The 19,857-nt window shown below is 68.2% G+C and carries 15 protein-coding genes; 8 read left to right on the top strand and 7 right to left on the bottom strand.

Annotation, left to right across the window (positions count from 1 at the left end; translation table 11 throughout):
* Nucleotides 1–504: 504 nt before the first annotated feature.
* Nucleotides 505–1,056, top strand: coding sequence for a ricin-type beta-trefoil lectin domain protein (locus tag NZH93_RS51290; RefSeq protein ID WP_372506836.1), 552 nt, complete (start codon nucleotides 505–507; stop codon nucleotides 1,054–1,056).
* A gap of 254 nt (nucleotides 1,057–1,310) precedes the next feature.
* Here the strand turns inward: NZH93_RS51290 and NZH93_RS26565 are convergent, their stop codons facing one another.
* Nucleotides 1,311–4,010, bottom strand: a complete 2,700-nt coding sequence (locus NZH93_RS26565; RefSeq protein WP_259625925.1) for an AfsR/SARP family transcriptional regulator — start codon at nucleotides 4,008–4,010, stop codon at nucleotides 1,311–1,313.
* Nucleotides 4,011–4,104: 94 nt separating this feature from the next.
* Between NZH93_RS26565 and NZH93_RS26560 the strand changes: the two genes are divergently transcribed.
* Together NZH93_RS26560 and NZH93_RS26555 are read left to right on the top strand one after the other, a co-directional pair.
* Complete coding sequence (locus NZH93_RS26560; RefSeq protein ID WP_259625924.1) at nucleotides 4,105–4,635, top strand: RICIN domain-containing protein; 531 nt, start codon at nucleotides 4,105–4,107, stop codon at nucleotides 4,633–4,635.
* A gap of 222 nt (nucleotides 4,636–4,857) precedes the next feature.
* Entirely contained in the window at nucleotides 4,858–5,421 is a 564-nt protein-coding gene (locus NZH93_RS26555) for a hypothetical protein (protein WP_259625923.1), read from the top strand.
* Between the two features lie 881 nt (nucleotides 5,422–6,302).
* Here NZH93_RS26555 and NZH93_RS26550 read toward each other — a convergent pair.
* Nucleotides 6,303–7,565 carry a toll/interleukin-1 receptor domain-containing protein gene (locus NZH93_RS26550; RefSeq protein WP_259625922.1) on the bottom strand — a complete coding sequence of 421 codons (1,263 nt, stop codon included), beginning with the start codon at nucleotides 7,563–7,565 and terminating at the stop codon, nucleotides 6,303–6,305.
* A 179-nt stretch (nucleotides 7,566–7,744) separates the two neighbouring features.
* Between NZH93_RS26550 and NZH93_RS26545 the strand changes: the two genes are divergently transcribed.
* Nucleotides 7,745–8,518: a maleylpyruvate isomerase family mycothiol-dependent enzyme gene (locus tag NZH93_RS26545; RefSeq protein WP_259625921.1), complete on the top strand. Its 774-nt coding sequence runs from the start codon at nucleotides 7,745–7,747 to the stop codon at nucleotides 8,516–8,518.
* A gap of 350 nt (nucleotides 8,519–8,868) precedes the next feature.
* Nucleotides 8,869–10,029 (top strand): beta-1,3-glucanase family protein, encoded by a 1,161-nt coding sequence (locus tag NZH93_RS26540; protein WP_259625920.1) that lies wholly within the window; start codon nucleotides 8,869–8,871, stop codon nucleotides 10,027–10,029.
* A gap of 97 nt (nucleotides 10,030–10,126) precedes the next feature.
* On the opposite strand, the gene NZH93_RS26535 is transcribed toward NZH93_RS26540, so the two are convergent.
* The gene (locus NZH93_RS26535) at nucleotides 10,127–10,585 is read right to left on the bottom strand and encodes a YybH family protein (protein WP_259625919.1); all 459 of its coding nucleotides are present in this window, start codon (nucleotides 10,583–10,585) and stop codon (nucleotides 10,127–10,129) included.
* Between the two features lie 79 nt (nucleotides 10,586–10,664).
* Nucleotides 10,665–11,618 (bottom strand): alpha/beta hydrolase family protein, encoded by a 954-nt coding sequence (locus tag NZH93_RS26530; protein WP_259625918.1) that lies wholly within the window; start codon nucleotides 11,616–11,618, stop codon nucleotides 10,665–10,667.
* Between the two features lie 183 nt (nucleotides 11,619–11,801).
* Here NZH93_RS26530 and NZH93_RS26525 point away from each other — a divergent pair, with 183 nt between their 5' ends.
* Nucleotides 11,802–12,713, top strand: coding sequence for a LysR family transcriptional regulator (locus NZH93_RS26525; protein WP_259625917.1), 912 nt, complete (start codon nucleotides 11,802–11,804; stop codon nucleotides 12,711–12,713).
* A 37-nt stretch (nucleotides 12,714–12,750) separates the two neighbouring features.
* On the opposite strand, the gene NZH93_RS26520 is transcribed toward NZH93_RS26525, so the two are convergent.
* The 3 genes from NZH93_RS26520 to NZH93_RS26510 all read right to left on the bottom strand — a co-directional run bounded on the left by NZH93_RS26520 (nucleotide 12,751) and on the right by NZH93_RS26510 (nucleotide 17,206).
* Nucleotides 12,751–13,401, bottom strand: a complete 651-nt coding sequence (locus NZH93_RS26520; protein ID WP_259625916.1) for an SRPBCC family protein — start codon at nucleotides 13,399–13,401, stop codon at nucleotides 12,751–12,753.
* An 87-nt stretch (nucleotides 13,402–13,488) separates the two neighbouring features.
* The gene (locus NZH93_RS26515; protein ID WP_259625915.1) at nucleotides 13,489–14,328 is read right to left on the bottom strand and encodes a DUF4184 family protein; all 840 of its coding nucleotides are present in this window, start codon (nucleotides 14,326–14,328) and stop codon (nucleotides 13,489–13,491) included.
* 43 nt (nucleotides 14,329–14,371) lie between these two features.
* Nucleotides 14,372–17,206 (bottom strand): AfsR/SARP family transcriptional regulator, encoded by a 2,835-nt coding sequence (locus tag NZH93_RS26510; protein WP_259625914.1) that lies wholly within the window; start codon nucleotides 17,204–17,206, stop codon nucleotides 14,372–14,374.
* Nucleotides 17,207–17,357: 151 nt separating this feature from the next.
* On the opposite strand from NZH93_RS26510, the gene NZH93_RS26505 reads away from it, so the two are divergent.
* Together NZH93_RS26505 and NZH93_RS26500 are read left to right on the top strand one after the other, a co-directional pair.
* Nucleotides 17,358–17,906: a hypothetical protein gene (locus NZH93_RS26505; RefSeq protein WP_259625913.1), complete on the top strand. Its 549-nt coding sequence runs from the start codon at nucleotides 17,358–17,360 to the stop codon at nucleotides 17,904–17,906.
* Nucleotides 17,907–18,387: 481 nt separating this feature from the next.
* A complete protein-coding gene (locus NZH93_RS26500) occupies nucleotides 18,388–19,836 on the top strand; it encodes a serine/threonine-protein kinase (RefSeq protein ID WP_259625912.1) in 1,449 nt (482 codons plus the stop codon).
* Nucleotides 19,837–19,857 lie beyond the last annotated feature (21 nt).

Here is a 19,857-nt window from a genome sequence, read left to right as displayed (position 1 = left end):
CTCGACCTGCCCGAGCACACGCAGCTCTGTCCCCACGAAGGACCTCCCCAGGCCCTTCTTCCGCTCCACCCGCACACCACCTCACGGCCGCTGACCAGGCGATTGCCACAACGTGATGAAGCCATGATGACTCAGGAGTCCACCGTGTTCATTACGGCGGAACGAACCGCATCGGGAAGGCGGCTTCGATGGCGAGCGTTGTGCTCGACGCCGGTGCTCCGGCGGTTGTCAACCGGAAGTGACCGCGCGAGCGATGACCGCAGATCGCTCCACGACGAATCATCGGAGTTGATCGACACGGCAGTGCGATGATGGGCTCGACGGTAACTACCTGAGAGCGAGTAAACAAAAGGTCAGAACATTGCGATCGACACTCGGCGCACGAGACAACCAATACGGGGAGGCTCGCATGCGGCGAAGATCATGTCTTTCATCGTTATTGCAGGGACTCTTGTCGCATGAACGTTCATTTCGCTAACCACGCGATCGATCGAAGGAGTTGCCGTGTCCATCCGTCGAGTCCTGTCGGCGCTACTCACCGGGTTGGTCGTTGTCGCGGCCAGCGCAGCGGCCGGACCTGCGTCAGCCTTGGCCGCAGTGCCTCACCTGTCGCGAACCACGCCGGACCTGGGACCGGCAACCGATCCGCCATGGCCGTCAACCCGATACCGCAATCTCGCCCGCCCGGATCTGTGCCTGGATGGGGATCAACAGTGGGCGTACGTGCTCACCTGCAATGGCGGTACCTACCAACTATGGGGTTATAGCGCGCCGTCAAGTGGTCTCCTGCTGATGAACCGCGCCACCGGCTTGTGCCTTACCACACCCGTCGTTTATGACGACAAGCAGCCCCGTACGATAAATTGCTACCAGGGCGAGTGGGGGCGATACCAGCTCTGGGACGCACTCGGCGTCAATGGACACGTCGTCTTCCGAGATCGAGCGCCAAACCAACGATGCCTTTCAATCTCTGATACTACCTATAAGCTCGAACTCGCCCCTTGCCCGCCGGCCAACAACGTGCCTAACCGCTTTGCATGGGACTACTTCAACTAAGCCCGAACGCTTCGTGGTTGTCGTCCCGGATCTCCCAGCGGATGCGTAGGCGTCGGAACCAGTGCGGCAGCGCGAAGGTCTGCTCGACGACCCAGCGGTACTCGCCCGGTACCGTAGTTGGGTCTTGCCCAGTTGGCGTTCCAGGATGGTGATCTGGTGGCGCAGTACCAAGATCTCCACGTCCTTGTCCCGGTCGCTCATGGGCAGCAGGCGCAAGGCCGCCTCAGCGAGCCGAGCCACCACAGGGCGTCGTGTCACGGCGCGGCGACCGGCACCTGGTCCAGCCGCTCACGGATCGACGCGCTGTCGTTGTGCCCCAGGCGTTTCAGGATGGCGAGGGCCCGTGTCCATGCTGCCCGCGCCGATGGCTCCTCGCCTGCGGCTCGGTGGGCGTCGCCGACGAGGACCAGGCCCCCTGCTTCGCGGTACTGGTCGCCCAACGTGCGGAACAGCGTGATCGCCTTCCCGTGGTGGGTCACGGATTCGGCGTGGTCGCCCAGTTGGTGGTAGGCGCAGCCCATGATCTGGAAGCTGTGGGCCAGGCCGTCGCGGTCGTCCATGCACCTCGCCGCTTCATGGCAGTAGGCCAGGGCTTGGGTGTGGTCGCCGAGGCACGTCGAGTACCAGCCCAACGCGGTCAGGGCGAAACCCTGCCACGTCCGGTTTCCGGTGCGGATGTGGAGCCCGAGTGCCCACCGGGCGTGGGTCATCGCCCGTCGCAGGTCGTGGCGCTGTTCGTACTCCGAGGCCAGCGAGAAGCGGACCACCGCTTGGCCGACCTCGTCGCCGCGTGCCCGGTGCAGGGCCAGTGCGTGGTTGAGGTGGTCGAGCGCGTCAGCGCGCTCACCCAACGCGGTCGCCGTGCGGCCGAGCAGGTGATGGGTCGCGGCCAGGGCGTCCTGGTCACCCAACCGCTCGGCCGCCTCCAGCGCGGTGCGCAGGGCGGCGGACTTCTCCCTCCACCGGCCCTGCCGGTGGAGGTAGGAGGTGAGGACCCAGGGGAGCTGCCAGGCGTGCGCGTCCCAGCCGTGGCGCACCGCGTCCCCGAGGACGGCGAGTACAGCGGTGTGCTCGACGGTGAACCACCCCATTGCCTTGTCGTAGCTGGTGATCTCTCGTGCCACCACACCGTCGCCCGGCGCCGGGAGGGTGAGAGGAGGCCAGTGCGGGGACAGCCGTCGCTCGGCGTGGTAGCCGGCGTGCAAGTAGTGGTCGACCAGCCGGAACCGGGCCGCGGTCAGCACTTCCTCGGTGTCGCACGCACTCGCCAGTTCCACGGCGTAGGCGCGCAACAGGTCGTGCGTGCCGTACCGGTGCGGCGCACGCTCCTCGACGAGGTGCTGGCGCGTCAACTCGGCCAGCAGCACGCGCACCCGCGCCACTGGGAGACCCGCGGTGGAAGCCGCCGCGTGGACGTCCACATCGACACCGGGGTGACGGCCCAGCAGGCGGAACAACCGCCCGGCGTCCGGGCTCAACACCCGGTAGGAACAGGAGAACACCGCCCGCACGTCCAGCATGGCGTCCAGCACGTCGAGGCGCTCGTGCTCGTCGCGCAGCTCGTCGGCCAGTGCTCGCAAGGAGAAGCTCCGGTTCACCGCGGCGCGGGCGGCCACCACCGACAGCGCCAGCGGCAGCCGGGCTGAGCGCGCCACGAGTTCGGTGACCGCGTCGGGCTCGGCGTCGACCCGGCCGCGCCCCAGCCGTTCGCCCAGCAGCGCAACGGATTCGGGCTCGGTCAGCACGCCGACGCCGAGGTGGTCGGCGCCCTGCTTGGCGACCAGGGAACACATCCGGTCCCGGCTGGTCACCAAGGTCAGGCAGTGCGCGCCACCGGGCAACAGCGGCAGCACCTGCGCGGCGTCGGCGGCGTTGTCGAGCACGACCAGAGCGCGGCGGTCGGCGAGCACGCTGCGGAAGAGCGCGCCCGCCTCCTCCACACCGGATGGCACGCTGTGCACGGGCACGCCAAGCGCCTCCAAGAACCCGCGCACCACGATCTCCGGCGAAACGGGCTCGCTGGTGGGGTCGAATCCGCGCAGGTCGGCGTACATCTGGCCATCGGGGAAACGATCGGCGTTGTCGTGCGCCCAGCGCAGCGCCAGCGCCGTCTTGCCCGCGCCGCCGGTACCGACGATCACCACCAGCGGGGTGTCGTGCCGGTCGAGCTCGGCGAGTTCGGCGGCACGACCCACGAAGTGCGGTGCCACGGCGGGCAACTGCCGCGGTACCGGCCGGTCGGACACGAGCAGCGGGTCCCCGGCGAGGATCCGCCGGTGCAGTTCGCGCAGCGGGGGACCGGGCTCGGTGCCCAGTTCCTCGGCGAGCCGGGCGTGGATCACCCGGTAGTGGGCCAGCGCGTCGGCTTGCCGACCGCGGCGGTACCACGCGAGCAGCACCTGGCCCGCCGCGCGCTCGTCGAGCGGGTACGCGGTGGCGGTGGCGTCGAGGTCGGCGAACCGGTCGGCGTGCAGGCCCAGGCGCAGCAGCAGGTCGTTGCGGTGCAGTTCCGCGGCGACGCGCTCCTGGTCCAGCCGCCGCGCCACCTCGGAGAACCACGGCGTGTCCAGTCCTTCGGACGCCCGACCACGCCACAGCGCCAGCGCTTGGTCGACCGCGTCGAGCTGGTGGCCGCCCGCACGGGAGCGTGCGCACAGTTCACGGAACAGGTGCAGGTCCACCGAGGCCGGGTCGGCGGTCAGCAGGTAGCCCCCGGCCTGACGGGTGAGCGCCGCTCCCGCCGGCGTGACGACGTGGCGCAGGCGGGAGAGATGGCTGTACAGGGCGTGCTTGGCGCGGGTGGGCGGCTGCTCGCCCCACACCCGGTCCACCAGTTCGTCGATCGGCACCACCTGGTTCACGTCGACGAGCAGCGCCGCCAGCACACTGCGCTGACGGGGTTGGCCGACGTCGATCGCCTCGCCCGCGACCCGTGCCTGAACGACCCCCAGCACGCCGAAGGCAGGCGCAGGCTCTGCCTGTGTGGTCCCCACCTGGTGTGTATCGGCTCCCGCAGGAGCTGCCCGGAGTGCTCGACAGGGTGACGCTATGCCACTGACCAGGTACGCAGGGTTCTCACAGGGGTCGGTCGGCACGGTGGTGACACCCGGCCACCCCGGCCGGGACACCGAGGAGGACAAGATGCGCAAGACGATCACCACCGGCGCGCTGGTGCTCGCCGCCATGGCTTCCGCGACGACCGCGAACGCGGCTGAGGACGCTGCCATCGACCGGTACCACAACGTCGCTACCGGTCGGGTTCTCGACGACAGCGAGTTCGGACTTCGTGTCATGCCCGACTACCACAACGACCACCAGGCGTGGTTCGTGCAGGCGTGGGGTGACGGCTCGGTCCAGATCAGGAACAAGGCGACCGGCAACTGCCTGGACGACAGCTTCGAGGCCGGCCTGCGCAGCTTCCCGTGCAACGAGCTGGCGTACCAGGACTGGTACGGGACGGTCTGGGGTGACAACACCGTGACCCTGGTGAACAAGACCACCGGCCGGGCCGTGGATGACAGCGTTGAATTCGGCCTGCGCGCCTTCGACCGCAACGACGGTCCCGCACAGCGCTGGTGACCCCGTGCCCCGTCGTGCCCGTCGAGGGGTCGGGCACGACGGGGCGTCCTCTTCTCCGCAGTTCAGCCGGTGGGTCTGCGCGCCGGATCAGTTCGGCGAATCCGATTCGAATTACGCCTGATCGAGTGATTGGAAGCTCAACGCCATGTCGATGATCGGCTCACGCGCTTTGACCGGAAACCATTTCGTCTCATGAACCATGATCAACGCACAGGTGCGGGAATGCTCCGCGTGCTCGGCGGAATCTTCCTGGCTGCTTCCCTCGGGATGTGCGTGTGGGCGCAGTTCGTCGCATTCGAGGGACCGCCCACCTGCGGCGGTCAGCCGATGCGGCCGGGGCACGTGTGCTTGGACTTGGGCGGCGACAGCCCAACCGTCACCTATGACCAGGCCTACGCGGAGCAAGAGGCCACTGTTGGCCTCAAGATGCTGAACGGAGCGGTGGGTCCGGGCGCTATTGGCGCGATCACACTCATCTACGCGTGCTGGCGCATGATCAGCGCGCATCAGTTCACCGTTCGCGCGGCGATGCTGCACACCTTGCTGTTCGCCACAGCGCCGTTGCTCACGATCGCGGTGATCGTGCAGGCCCTGGCCTCGAACCTCGGCTTCGGCTGGAGTTCGCCGATCGGCGTGCCGGGCCTCACCCACGGCGTGCTCCTCGCGATCGTCGCGGTCGTGGGCGCCGCGGTCACGACCTACTCGCGGCACGAGCAGATCAGAGCGGCCGAGGTGCGGCAGCGACTCGGGAACCCGGCACGGGCAGGCCGGGACGACCAGTCTTGAATCGATCTACCGTCTTATTGGAGCGTTGAGCTCGGTTGCGGGCACCGCTGGCGGCCAGCAACAGCATCCTTGGTGGAGCTGTACGGGATCACCACCGCGGCCCAACCGGGCGCCGCTCTCGGCGCGCCCTGCCCGATGGCCCGTGGGCGTTGCTCGAGCCGACGCTGCTCATGGTGTCAGCGGTCTGCCGATGTACCCAGCAAGGACGCCGGGTGAAGGCCAAACTTCATCAAGCTCATCGAGGCGTGATCTAGATTCGACTGCTGAGATCGACATACGGGAGGGAACGCGGTGGCACGTGAGCATGAACGGGCGAAGGCGGTGTTCGGACACGCGTTGACGCGCTGGCGGTTGACGCCGGGTTTAACCAATCGCGGCCGCTCCCGCCCGACTCGGCGCAGGTTATCCGGGGAGAAGCGCATTGCCCTTTGGTGGCGCTGTGGTCGCACCGATTCTGCGTTGGGTAGGTGACTCATCGCGAAGGCCAGCAGTGAAAACCGACAATCGAGGACGGGTCGACCGAGGGGACCAGGAGACGCAGGACGCCTTCGCGGCGCACTGGTGCGGGGAGCCGGTAGCGACCGGGTTAGGCGAGGTGGAGGCGTGGCTGGAGCGCTGGTGTCCTTCCTGATCATGATAATCCCCATATCGTGAGTCTGAATCCGGTACAGAGCGAGCCGCGGCCCTCCCCGTGTAGGGCTCTCGAAGTATCTGCTTCGAATAAACGCTGATTCGATCGAGATACCTTCGGCAGGCGCGACGTCCGGGTCGTTGAGGCGTTGCGGTGAGGACCCGGTAACGCGGACCTTGTGGAGACCGCCCACCGCCATGTGGCGCCTGCGGGATCTCGCGGTCGAGTTGCTGTGAGGCTGAGGAGGGCGTCAGCGCGGCTGCACGGCGGAGGCTGGTACGAATCCGCACGACCCCTTCCACACCTCGACCAGGTACCACTCGCCGCCGGCTACTGGACCCATGGCCTCCAAGGGGTGGCTGCCCGGCTCGTACTCCGTGTCCACGGCACCGATCCGCACGGTGCGCGCATTCGCCTTCGGTCGTTCCAGGGGGACGGCGCGCTGGTCGACAACGGGTGCGCGATCTTGCGGTACCGGCGTGATCACAGCAGGTTCGTCACACACCTCGAAGACCAGTCCGTCGCAGAACTCGTGTTGCTTGAGCTCAAACTTCCCGTTCTGCAACGTGTACACGGTGTACAGCGGCTCCCTGCTCACGGCGAGCTCGCTGACGATGATCTCCTTCAGGCCGTTCTGCACGGGGCGCACGCGGGCCGTCGAGGTGCCCAGCAGTTCGAGGACTCGCACGTACACGCCGGGCGACGCGGTCCGGTAAACGGCGAACGCGCACCCACCGGAACCGCAGAACTCGGGGGTCTCGTTGACGACGAAGAACTCCATCAAGCCGTCGTCGTCGAGGTCGTCGACACGGGTGACGTTCAGCTTGACCTCGCTGATTGGCAGATCGACCGACTTCACGTCTTGAGTCATCCACTCGATGAACTGCGCGCGTTGCTGCTCGGGGCTGCGCTTCACCGCTTCCGCCTGGCGCACGATCGCCGTGCCCACCACGACACCGACGACGAGCAGCAGCGCGCACCACAGCGCCGCGAGCCGCCGCAGGTAGCGGACGTGCCTGCGCCACAACGTCTCGAACTCCACGTCGAGCACCGCCGCGGCGATGCGCACGAGGTTGCGGCGGGTCAGCTTTCGCGAGCCCCTCAGGTCCAGCCAGAGCGGCTCGTCGATGACGTCCAGGGCGGCGGGGAACTCCGGTTTCACGGTCTTGTCCTCGCCGATGGCGACGACGATCAGGCGTTTGGGATCACGTTGCGCCAGGAAGTGCACGACCTCCAGGTTGACGTAGTGCGACCGCGCGGATGCCGGAGAGGCCAGCAGGATCAGGTTGTGGGATTGGTCGACGGCCTCCCGAAGCCGCTCCGTGAGCGGGCCCGACACGGCCATCTCGTCGTCGTCGCGGAACACCGGACGCAGGCGCCTGCCTGGTGTTCCCCGCTGGGCCACGGCACGCCGGAGGTGGCCTGGCACGACGAACCTCTCCAGCTTGCGGTGGAGTTCGACCGCTTTCGGCCGGTCTGACCACGAGTACGAGAGGAAAGCCCAGAACCGCACGTTGCCCCCTTCACCGGGGTGATCGCCGTGCTCTTCGGTGTCGTTACGACATGGAATCGTTTGGCCGCAAGGTAACGCGGGGGGAGGAGTGCGAGATGCGTTGGTCGTGCTGAGGTGGCGCGGATCGTGCGACCGGGGATCAGCGGAACACGCGGGGCCATTCGGGGGTTGAGCACGGCATGAGTCAACTCGTGGATCGCACGATCAGCGCCCTGCGTTCCGAGCACGACGTGCTCGCCGACCTCGCCCGCGGCCTCACCGACGACCAGTTGGCCGCTCCCAGCGGTGCCGCGGAATGGACCGTCGCCCAGGCCTTCTCCCACCTCGGCAGTGGCGCGGAGATCGGTCGTGCGCCGATCGCGCGGGCCGCTGGGGAGACTGTGGAGTCCCAGGACAACCAGACGATCTGGGCCCGCTGGGACGCGTCCGCGTCGCGTGCGCAGGTCGAGGGTTTTCTGGAGCACAACGGCCGCTGGCTCGACACGGTCGAGGCGCTCACCCCCGAGCAGCGCTCGTCGATGACCGTGGACCTCGGTTTCCTGCCGGAGCCGGTTCCGCTGGTGACCGCGCTGGGCATGCGGCTCAGCGAGGTGGCCAACCACTCGTGGGACGTGCGCGTGGCCTTCGACCCGGACGCCGGGGTGGACGCCGACTCGGCCGCGGTGCTGCTCGAACTCCTGGCCGGGCCGGTGGGCTTCATGCTGGGCTTCCTGGCGAAGCCCGCCGAGCTCGCCAGTCCGGTGTCCCTCGCCATACCAGGGGCAGGGCTGGTGATCGACGACTCGGTCACCGTCGTGGGCCACCTCGAGTCGCCTTCGGCGACGTTCAACGGGCCGCCGGAAGCGTTGATCCGGCTGATCACCGGCCGTCTCAAGGCACCGTACGACAACGGGGTCACCGCCGAGGGCACCGTCACGCTCGACGACCTGCGCCGGGTGTTCCCCGGTTTCTGACGGGGCGGAAAAGGGGTACCGCAGGGTCGGAAGTCTGTGGTGGAAAAAGTGTTATCCGCCCCGAAATGGCCTTCGGCGCTTTGCAGATGCATTTTCCATGTTTGCACGGGCACACATTTTCGTTGCCTGCCCGTGATCTGATCGTGCTGTTCAACGCTTTGAATAGGGCCATTCGGCCGTGTGCGCTGGGCCGTTCGCGGCATTGCGTGCCAAAGGTCGGTCGACTCTGATGGGGCCGCACAAGCACATGGGAAATCGACCTCGGCATTCTGCGAGCAGCAGGATCGATTTCCTCCTCGTCCCCTGGAGATTCGTACACAATGTTGAGCAGAAGGTCCTTCCTCGGTGGCATGTCCGCGGCTGTGGTGGGCGCACCGCTGATGGGTGCGGCGTTCGGCAGCCTCGCGACGGCGGCCCCCCGTCACGCCGTCGCCAAGGCCGCCGGTGGTTCGCTGCCCCTCACGATCGTCAACCACACCTACCGGTACACGAACCAGCAGATCTACGCCTACATCGTCGGAACGGACCTCAAGTCCGGGCAGCAGGTCTTCGTCACCCGTGACGGTGCCGCCACCCCGGTTTCGGCTGCCAACAACGGTTCCGAGGGGTTCGCGGACCTGTCGATCCCGATGGTGCAGGACGGCGACACGCATCTCGCCATCCCGGCGAACATGTCGGGCCGCGTCTACTTCTCCATCGTGGACAAGGTGAGGTTCAAGGTCGTCACCGACGGCAACGGCAACGCCGCGCTCCAGCACCCCGCCGGCTGGGTGTCGGGTGACCCGAGCTTCTCGGTGCTGCACGACTGGATCGAGTTCACGCACAACGACGGCGGCATGTTCTGCAACACCACGATGGTCGACATGTTCAGCATCCCGTTGGCCATCAAGCTCGTCGGTTCGTCCACTCAGGACACCGGACGTCTCGTCGATGGCGGCCGCGACAGGATCTTCGACCACGTCGCGGCCGACCCGACCTTCGCCAAGCTGGTCGTCAAGGACAAGCTGCGGATCATCGCGCCCGGACACGGCATCGACAGCGGCATCTTCCCGGCGAACTACTTCGACCCCTACATCGACGCGGTGTGGAACAAGTACTCGTCGGAGACCCTGACCGTGAACACCGGTGCGGGCAGCTTCACCGGCCGGGTCGTCGACGGCAGGTTCACCTTCTCCGACGGCGTCGCGTCGTTCGCCAAGCCGTCGACGCTGGATCTGTTGTACTGCAACGGAGCGCTCAGCGCGCCCAACGACGGCAGGACCGGGCCGGTCGCCGCCATCCTCGGCGCCGCGTTCAACCGGTCGACCCTGCTGACCAGCACGACCCAGCCGACCACGGACCGCGGGTCGTTCTACCGGGACCGGATCAGCAACCGCTTCTCCGAGGCGATGCACCTCAACACCGTGGACGGCAACGCCTACGGGTTCGCGTTCGACGACGTGGCCAGCTTCGCGTCCTACGTGCAGGACACCGCCCCCACCTCCATCACGGTGAGCCTGACCAACTTCTGATCCGCCACGACCTGGTCTGCGCGGCCCGCACAGGCCGCGGAGACCAGGTCGTCGTCGTGATGGGCTCGTTGGCCGATGACGTCCGCGGGGCCTGCCCTTATCCGAAGGGCTTGGTGGGGGAGAGGTGCGTGAGGGTCCGGCCGGTGGCGAGGTCGGACGGCATCGAGACGTGGTCGTGGATCATCAGCCACTCGCCGTCGATCAGGCGGAAGCAGTTGGTGGTTCGCACCCACATGTCCAGGCCCTCGCCGTTCATGGTGCCGACCATGCGGACCATGAGCCGCGCGAACCCGAGGTCGTGCGACGCGTGCACTTCGACGTTGGAGAACTCCAGGGATAGCGGTCCCTCGCAGACGGCGAAGAAGCCTGCCCAGTTCTCGCGCCACATCTCACCGCCGCGGAACTCGATGGGCGGCATGAGGTCGAAGGCGCTGAAGTCGTCGCCGTCCGCGTAGAACGACATCACGCTGTCGACGTCCTTGGCCTCGAAGGCTTTCTTCCACTCGTCCATGCGACGGAGGAGAACGGTCTGGAGGCTCGGTTCGGTGGTGGTCACGGTTGGGCTCCTGTCGGAAAACGGTGGTAGGTCGTCGCGCCTGCCGGATGTGCGGCGCGCGAACGAGGTGGTCGTTCGTTCAGTCCAGGTACTTCGCGAACCACTCCAACACCTGCTCGGGCTCCCGTTGGAAGTGCAGGTAACCGTCCCAGCGGCGGGTCGTTCCGAGGATCCACCGCAGGTGCTTCTCGGCCGGGATGTTGTCGAAGATCGCCTGCACGTCGGTCGGCCTGGTCAGCACGTCGTCGCGCACCTGGTAGAGGAAGGTCGGCACCGTGACGTGCTTGGCCGCGTCCACCGGTGACATCTCGGCGAGTTCGAAGCTCGAGATCGCCTTGACCTCGCGGTCCAGGTCGTCGATGCGGTCGGTGAGTCCGAGCCTCTCCAGGGTCTGCCGCAGCAGCACGCCGACCGACAACGGCTGTGCGGCGACCATGCACCGCACACCGTCAAAGTGCTCGGGATGCCGGGCCATCGCGAAGATCGAGGCGTTGGCGCCCTGGCAGCGGCTGAACAATCCGATGCTCAGGTCCCGCAGATCCGGGCTGTTCCGCGCGAAGGTGAGCGAGCCGACGACGTCGCGCGCCTCGTAGCGCCCACCGCTGTTCACGCCGCCGTTGGCCGCGCCGCTGTGCCCGGAGTTGCGTTCGTCGTAGGTCAGGACGTGGTAGCCGGCGTCGTGCAGGATCCGGTAGTCGGGTCCGAAGTCGACCTCGACGTCGTTGCCGCTCTCCGAGAGGCCCGACTTCCACGGCTCCAGGTGCGAGGGCAGGCCGTAGCGGTTGAACCAGCGCGGGTGGTTGGCGATGATCAGCTTGTTCGACCCCTCGCAGGGGATGTACCAGGCTTCGAGGGGTACTCCGTCCTGCGAGGGGAACCACACGGTGTGGAACTCGAGACCGTGGTCGCCGGGAGTCCTCAGGAGGGGTGAACGGTCGGGGCCCAGCACGGCTTCGTGCCGCGCGATGCCTTTCAAGGTGCGCTCGATCTCCTCCTCGTCCAGGACCGTGTCCGGTGTGGCGTTCGTGCTCATTGCTCCGCTTCCTTCTCAAGGCGTTGGCCTCGCGACGACGACCTTCACCTCCAGTTGTCCACCAGCGAGTCGGGGCTGGGCAAAGACCCGTTGCGGAACGGTCGATCCACTTCGGGCATCACCGCTGATCAGGACGTTGTGACGAGCCGTGTGCCGGTGGTCGTCGGTGCTAGGGTTCGCGCCATGGTCACCCCGTCGGAGCCCTTCGTGGACTTGGACATGCGCCGGGTGCGGTACTTCCTCGCCGTCGCCGAGCACGAGCACTTCGGCCGCGCCGCGTCCGACCTCCGGGTGGCGCAACCGTCCCTGAGTCGGCAGATCCGTCTGCTGGAGCGGGAAGTGGGCGTCCGCCTCATCGACCGCACCACGCGGGGCAGCAGGCTCACCGAGGCCGGGAAGGTGTTCCAGCGCGAGGCCGAGGTCCTGCTGCGCTCGGTCAGCCGGACGGTGATGTCCACCCGCGCCGCCGCGCAGCCGGGGTGGATCACCATCGGGTACGCCACCGACCTCATCATCACGCCCGTGACGCGGGAGATGCGCGACCGGTATCCGCGGACCGAGGTGCGCGCGCTGCACCTGGCCTGGGACGAACCGGCCACCGCGCTCCTGGAGCGCCGGGTGGACGTGGTCGTGGCCCGCCTGCCGGTCCCTACCGACGGGCTGCACGTGACCGTCCTCTACGAGGAGCCCAGGGTGCTGGTGGTGTCCCTCGACCACCGGTTGGCGGGCAAGGAGTCGGTCACGCTCGACGACATCGCCGACGAACCGCTGCCGCGGATGCCCGACCCGGAGTGGAATCGTTTCTGGCGCGTCGATCCGCGACCCGACGGTCGTCGAGCGCCCGACGGCCCCCTGGTCCGGACGATCGAGGACAAGCTCGAACTCATCGCGGCCAACCAGGCGGTGTCCATCGCTCCCGCGGGCATCCGGGCGTCCAGCCTTCGGCCCGACCTGACCACGATCCCCCTGGAGGGTGTCGCGCCGGGTCAGGTCGTCGTCGTTTCCCGTGCCGCCGACCGATGCCCACTGGTCACGGCCTTCCGCGAACTCGCCGCGACGTACTTGAGCAACCCGGCGCGCCGGCGACCGGGTTAGCCGAATTGCTCGCGGGGCAAGTCGATCCGGATGTACTTCAGCGCTCGTTGCTTCCGGGGACGTAGAACGCGGTGGTGGCCTCGACCGCGGCCGCCACGTGATCCGGATCGCCACCCGCGGCCAGGTGAGCTTCGCCCCACGCCGCAGCGCTGCGCGTGGCGAACTCACGTCCCGCGGGTGAGGTCTGGAACTCCTCGTGATCGAGCGTCTCACCGTCGGCCAGGAACCGGGCCAGCGTGAGGAGGTGCAGGTCCCAGCCCACGCCACCGGCACCGGGGCCGTAGGTCGGGAACATGGGCTCCCCGACGGCCGCCGCGTGGACCAGTTCGAACTCGGTGTCCCCGGCAGGGCCCGCGGACAGGCGCACCTCGACCTCGCTCGTGCCCGGCCATTCGTCGGCGTCCGGCCCGAAGAGCCAGGACACCCGTAGCAGCCGCGGCGGTTCGCACCGGAGGATCTCGCCGTGCTCGCCGCCGTCCAGCTCGAACGATCCTCCGAGCCGGAGGTCTCCGGTGACCGGCTTCATCCAGCGGCCGAGGCGCTCAGGGTCGGTGATGGCGTGCCAGACCTCGTCGACCGGCGCGTCGTAACGACGTCGCAACTCCATCGTGTACGCGTCGCCTGCGGGCAGGGTGGCTTTGCCCATGGTCCGGCGCGCGGCGGCCAGTTCGTCCAGCACGTCCTTCACGTTTTGGTCCTTAACCTCGGTCAGTGATGTGGGGTCGACGGTGTGGAACCGGCGCGAACCCGTGCACGAACCAGATTTTAACAGGTGCTACTTATATAAGGAAGCGCTGGTACTTCCTCCCCGGTCTGATCTGGTCGTGGCGAGACGGCTCAGTTGCCAGCCGACGGCGTAGATCGCCAGTACGACGCAGATGGTGGCGACACCGTTCACGGCGAACCGCCTCACAGCGAGTTCCGCCATGTCTGTCGCGGTGAACGTCGGCGGAACGATGTGGGGCGGGAGGTCGGAGTAGTCCATCTCGTTGGCCGCCATGAGTTCCCGGACACCGCTCACCGCGCCAACAGTGCCCAGCACCAGCGGCGCTGCTACCAATGCGCCCCAGACCACCGTGCGGAGCCGGGTCGGGAGCCGTAGACCGGTCGGGATCGGTTGTGCCGACGTCACCCGCCACCAGCGCCACGTCCAGGCGAGGAGCGCGGCGAAGCCCAGCACGCCGCCTGCCAGGTCCAGTTTTGTCGAGTGCTCCTCGCCGAACGCGCCGTTCAGGCGGTCCCACGCCACGTGGGTCGCTGCGCCGATCATCAGCGAAAGGGCGATCCACCAGACCGCGGTTGCCCGGCGCCAGACGAACCGTTCCGCGGACTGCCACACGCGTCCCGCGGCGGCCGGAGGCAAGAGCGCCACCACGGGCCGCTTGAGCAGCACGTGGAACACCACGAGCAGGGCCAGGGCTAGCAACGGGTCGAGCCAGAACACCGACGACGCGTGGTGGGTGCGGGTGAGCAGGGTGTGGGTGGGATCGAGCCACGGTAGGGGGACGTAGTACGTCAGGTCTGGCGCCATCGATCCCATGACCAGTGCGGACGGAACCAGTGGACCGCGGGAAAAGGCGAGGATCGCCGCAGGGTGAGCAAGAGTGAACGGCACCCACGGGACCCTATCGAGGGTGTTCGCCTTGTTTCGACGACGCTCATACAGAAGTCGATCCCAGTACCGAACCAAAGTCGTCGAGTTGCTGTTGTACACGTGCGGCGTCGTGGTCGCGGCCTTGTTCCCGGTACAGCTCCAGTGCTTCCTGCCAGATCGCGCGGGTCCGGTCGTGTTGCCCGAGGGCGATGTGGGGGTGGCCGAGGTTGTCCAGGGTGTCCGCGACGCGGTAGGCGTCTTCGAGTGCGCGGTACAGGACGAGTGCCTGCTGGTAGTGGGTGACTGCCTGCTGTTGATCGTTGGTGCGGTGGGCGATCAGCCCGAGGCTGTCCAGGGTGGCCGCTTCGCCTTCGTGGTTGTGGTGGGTCCGGTGCAGGGTGAGAGCGGCCTGGCAGTGGTCGCGGGCGGTGTCGAAGTCGTTCAGGCGTGCGGCGTACCAGCCCACCTGGTTGAGCGCGATGGCCTCCCGCACCGGTTGGCCCAGGGTGCGGTAGAGGTCGAGGGCGCTTCGTGCGTGATCCATGGCCTGCCGGTCGTCTCCCCGCAGTTCCCACGCGTACGCGAGCGCCCGGTTGGTATGAGCCTGTTCGATGGGGTCGTGGTGGTGCGCGGCCAGGGCGAGGGCCTTGTCCAGGTGTTCGATGGCCTCGTCGTGCAGGCTCAGCCGGGAACACGCGTAGCCGAGGAGCCGGTGGGCGCGGCTGAGAGTGGTGGGGTCGGGCAGATGGGCGGCGGCCTCCACCGCAGCCTGCCACGCGACGAGCGTGGCACGTCGGTGCCCCTGCCTGTAGTGGAAGGTGTCCAGCGCCCAGGCGAAGTGGCAGACGACGTCGTGGCGGCCGAGGGCGAGCGCGGCGCGCTGGGCGGCCAGGAGGGTGACGTGCTCGGCCTTCATCCATGCCAGTCCGGTTTCGGTGTCGCGCAGCGGATGTGGCTCCACGTCGGGTGCGGGCGGAGCGAGGTCCAAGGGCTGGCGAGTGGGGGCCAGGAGGCGGTCGGCGGCGTAAGCGGTGTGCAGGTAGAAGTCCACCACGCGCACGAGAGCCGCCTCCCGCACTTCGTCGGGCAGGTCTCGGGCGGTGGTGGCGGCGTAGGCTCGGATCAGGTCGTGCATCGCGCACCGGCCGCCCGGTCGTCGCTCCAGCAACGACGCTTCTTCCAGCGCTGACAACGCTTTGCGCGTGCGGGCCGACGACAGTCCGGTGAGGACTGTGACGGCGGGCAGGCTGGTGTCGGGGCCGGGCGTGATGCCCAGTAGCGCGAACACCGTGCGTTGGTCGTCGGTGAGTGCTCGCAGGGACCAGGACAGGACGGCGGGCAGGCTCGCGGCGGGGTCGGTGTCGTGGTCGAGCATCTCCAATCCGAACTCGCGCAGGTCGGCGGCGACCTCGGCCAGTGGGATGCCGGGGTGGGTGGCGGCGGTGCGGGCGGTGATCGACAGCGCGAGCGGGTAGCCGCCGCACAGGTCGACCAGCTCGTCGACGGCGTCGGGTTCGGCGGCGACGCGGTCGGCGCCGAGGCGTGCGGCGAGCAGCGCGCGGGCCTCGGTGCGGGCCAGGACGTCCAGGGTCAACTGGCGGACGTCGTGCCGGTCGATCAGCGAGGCGAGCCTGGTGCGGCCGGTGATCAGCACGGTGCAGGTGGGGCTGCCCGGCAGCAGCGGCACGACCTGGCCGGCGGTGGCGGCGTTGTCCAGCACGATCAGCACCCGCTTCCCGGTGACCAGGCTGCGGTACAGCGCGGCCTGCGCGTCCAGGCCGGGTGGGACGCGGCCGGGGTCGACGCCCAAGGCGTCGATGAACCCGCGCACCGCCACATCAGCGGCCATCGGCTCCTGAGTGGGGCTGAACCCGTGCAAGTCCACGAACAACTGCCCATCTGGGAACTGTTCGGCACGCTGGTGCGCCCAGGCCAGCGCCAGCCAGGTCTTGCCGATCCCGCCCGCCCCGCCGATCGCGGAGATCACCACCGTGGCACCGGTGGTGCTGGTTCGCTGCGGGCCCTGCTCCGGCTCGATGGTCAACGCCTGGTCCAGGCGGGTCAGTTCGGCGCCGCGGCCGGTGAACCACCATGGTGACGCGGGCAACTGCCGGGGCACCGGGTTTTCCGCGTTGGCCGCGGTGCCGCTGATCACTGCCGAGGACGGGGTGAGGGCGGGGTCGGCGTCGAGGACGCGCTGGTGGAGATCCCGCAGGGCAGAGGCGGGCTCGGTGCCGAGCTGCTCGACCAGCCGGGCGCGCAGACGCCGGTAGTGGGCCAGGGCAGCGGCGGTGCGTCCGGCGCGGTGCAGGGCGAGCATGAACTGGGCGGCGACGCGTTCGTCCAGGTCGTCCTGCTCTGCCAGCGCGGACAGCTCGGGCAGCACCTCGGTGTGCCTGCCGCAGCGCAACGCGACGTCGACGCGGTCGAGCCGGGCGGCGACGCGTTCCCGTTCGAGGCCGGTGCGCACGGCAGCCAGCCACAGGGTGTCCAGGCCGGCGAACGGCACACCTCGCCACAGCCCCGCCGCCTCCTCCAGCGATGCCAGCGCCTGGGCGTCTTCTCGCCCCCGTGCCTGCTCCACGAGCCGGCGGAACCGGTGCAGGTCCACCGCCTCCGGATCCACCTCCAGCACGTACCCACCGCTCCGCCGCACGACGGCGACATCACCAGTCAGCACCCGTCGTAGCCGGGACACGTAGTTGCTCGCCACGTTGCGTGCTTTGTAGGGCAACCGATCGGCCCACACCCGGTCCAGCAGTTGCTCCATCGTGACGACCCGGTTCGCCTCCACCAGCAGGACCGCCAGCACGCACCGTTGCCGCGCGTGACCGACCTCCACCACCCGACCGTCGACCCGCAGCTCGACCGGTCCGAGCACACGCAGCTCCGTCGCCACGACGCCACCTCCCCCTGGGCCCCTTCCTACTCCGCCCGCACACCGTCTTACGACCGCTGACCAGGCGATTGCCAAAACATGGTGAAGCCCTGACGAGCCAGGAGCGCACCGTCTTCGCGAGTCCAGGACCAAGGCGGCGGCGGCCGGTGCGGTGGGCGAAGCCACCACCTTCAGAACACTTCGTTCAACAGCGGACAGGAGAGAACAGGTGAACAGCGTGAAACCTCGATGGCGACGAGTTCTTCGGTTTCCGATCGTCGTATTGGCCATGGCGCTGGCGATCGTGATGGCGCCGGGTCCGGCGAGTGCGGACGGTGTCGGGCTCTGGCAGTGCAAGCCGTTCGTCGACAACCTCCAGTACGCCTGCACGACGATCACCTCGGCCCCGTCGGGCGGGGTTCAAGTGCTCGACCGGAGCAGCAATCAGATCTACACGCTCCGCAACGGCGACAGCGTCGCTCTCTGGGCCTGGGCGAAGGACACGTCCGGCCGGTGTGGCGTCGCCGGGAATCAGTACGTGTGGACGGTCGACTGGCAGAACGGGGGAAGGCACTGGGCCTTCATCGGCGACCACTACCTGAACACCGGTGATGTGCCGAACTGGAACAACTTCCCCGACAGGTGGGGTTGGCTGGGCAACCAGAAGCATTTCCTCGGTTACGGGTCGGGCACCTGCGACGTATTCGACCCGAAGAACTGAAGGTCAACCCCGGTTCGGCGGCTCCGCGGCGACGGCAGGCTCGATCCACCGGCCGAGGTCGGTGGATCGAGCCTGCCGGCTTCAGTTCGGGAACGGAGGAAGTCCGGGTCGGCCTCGGTGTCCTTGATACCGAGCCCCAGGGGGGTCCCAGCCCGTTCCGGACGTAGCAGCAGATGGAGATTTCCAGCGGACACGCGGTCGGTTAGGCTGATCGGTGGCAGAGCCGTCGAATATGGGATCTTGTGACGTCATGAAGGTGCTGACAGGGCGGTTATGATGTCCGCCGGCTCGACAGTTCGTGCAGGGCATCGAACGCCAGCCGACATCGTGTCGCATCGCTGTGGTGTTCCACAGTGCCAAGCCACGTGACCGAGCGCCTCCTGGTACCAGGAGACGGGTGAGTGCTCTGCCGCGCGAGCGCCAGTCGCGGGACGCGGTCGTTGTGCTCGCGGGGTCCGTGGGCGTCCAGGAAGGTTGATCCGTGCAGCAACAGCAGGTCGTTGCCAACCGTTACGCGCTGCTCGTCGAGCTCGGCCGCGGTGCGATGGGCGTTGTGTGGCGTGCTCAGGACCAGTTGCTCGGCCGGGCGGTCGCGCTCAAGGAGTTGCACCCGCCTCAGGGCATCGCCGCGGAGGAGTTCGCGGTGCTGGAGGAGCGCATGCTCCGGGAGGCGCGGACGGCCGGTCGGCTGAACCACCCCGCGGTGGTGACCGTTTACGACATCGTCCGGGAGAACGGGCGCATCTACCTGGCGATGGAACTGATCGACGCGCTCGACCTCGCCTCCATCGTGCAGCGGCGCGGACCGCGTGAGTCGGAGTGGATGGCGAACGTCGCGTTGCAGGTGCTGGGGGCGCTGGAGACCGCGCACCAGGCGGGCATCGTGCACCGGGACGTCAAGCCCAGCAACATCATGGTGAGCCCGGACGGCGTGGTGAAGCTCACCGACTTCGGCATCGCTCAAGCGATGGACGACCCGCGGCTCACCCACAACGGCGGCATCGTCGGGTCGCCCGCGTACATGTCACCGGACCGGCTGAGCGGCTGGGAAGCCTCACCCGCCTCGGACCTGTGGGCGCTCGGCGTCACGATGGCGCACGCGGTCGAGGGCGTCAGCCCGTTCGAACGCACCTCCACCGCGTCGACCCTGCACGCGGTCATGAACGAGCCGCCGGTGCTGCGCCGGGCCTCGCCCGCGCTCGCCGATGTGATCCGCGGCCTGCTGACCGTGGACCCGGCGCGCCGCCTGACCGCCCCGCAAGCGCGGCACATGCTCACCGCGATCGTCCAAGGCGCCGCGCCCGTTCCGTTGCCGCGCAACGGCAAGAAGAAGAACACGGTGATCGTCACCGCGGCGGTCGTGCTGGGCGTCGCGATGCTCGCGGGTGTCGCGTTCGCCGGCTACCAGGCCCTCAAGCCCAAGAACACCACGTCCAGCCCGACGGCGAGCCAGAGCCAGGAGGACTCGACCGAGTGGACCGCCCCGGCGTCCCTGCCGGTCGGCGCGCCCCTGCCATCGCGGCGAATCGCCATGTTCGGCCGCGGCGGCGACGTGCCGGAGTGGAACCTCTCGGGCACCCAGTGCGCCAAGGACTTCCTCATGCAGGGCTCGCCGGTGCGAACGACGGCGCCGTGCGACGGCCCGCACGGCATCCAGCTCTTCTCCGCGGCGACCCCGCTGTGGGACAAGCCGAAGGACACCGCTTACCCCGGCACGCAGTGGCTCGCCGACTTCACGCAGAACTACTGCACCGAGCAGTTCAAGGCCGTCGAGCCCAAGGCGAAGGACGCTCTCGGCTTCACCGGCCTCGTGCCCACCCAGAAGGAGTGGGAGGCCTACAACGACGTCGCCGCGCCCGGCCGCCAGGAAGTGCTGTGCGTGCTGTGGAAGCGTGACCGGTCTCCGTTGACGGGGTCGCTCGTCGGCTAGGCGCGAAGCCAATCGAGACGT

This window comes from Umezawaea endophytica (assembly GCF_025061645.1).
GTDB lineage: Bacteria > Actinomycetota > Actinomycetes > Mycobacteriales > Pseudonocardiaceae > Umezawaea > Umezawaea endophytica.
Note: the sequence above shows the minus strand (reverse complement) of the source record. Positions and strands in the feature narration are given on the sequence as shown.

Coding starts and splice junctions, on each gene's coding strand:
- NZH93_RS26540 (WP_259625920.1), top strand. CDS start 8,869: ATGTCCGCGGCTGTGGTGGGCGCACCGCTGATGGGTGCGGCGTTCGGC.
- NZH93_RS26525 (WP_259625917.1), top strand. CDS start 11,802: ATGGTCACCCCGTCGGAGCCCTTCGTGGACTTGGACATGCGCCGGGTG.
- NZH93_RS26555 (WP_259625923.1), top strand. CDS start 4,858: ATGCTCCGCGTGCTCGGCGGAATCTTCCTGGCTGCTTCCCTCGGGATG.
- NZH93_RS26545 (WP_259625921.1), top strand. CDS start 7,745: ATGAGTCAACTCGTGGATCGCACGATCAGCGCCCTGCGTTCCGAGCAC.
- NZH93_RS26530 (WP_259625918.1), bottom strand. CDS start 11,618: ATGAGCACGAACGCCACACCGGACACGGTCCTGGACGAGGAGGAGATC.
- NZH93_RS26560 (WP_259625924.1), top strand. CDS start 4,105: ATGCCACTGACCAGGTACGCAGGGTTCTCACAGGGGTCGGTCGGCACG.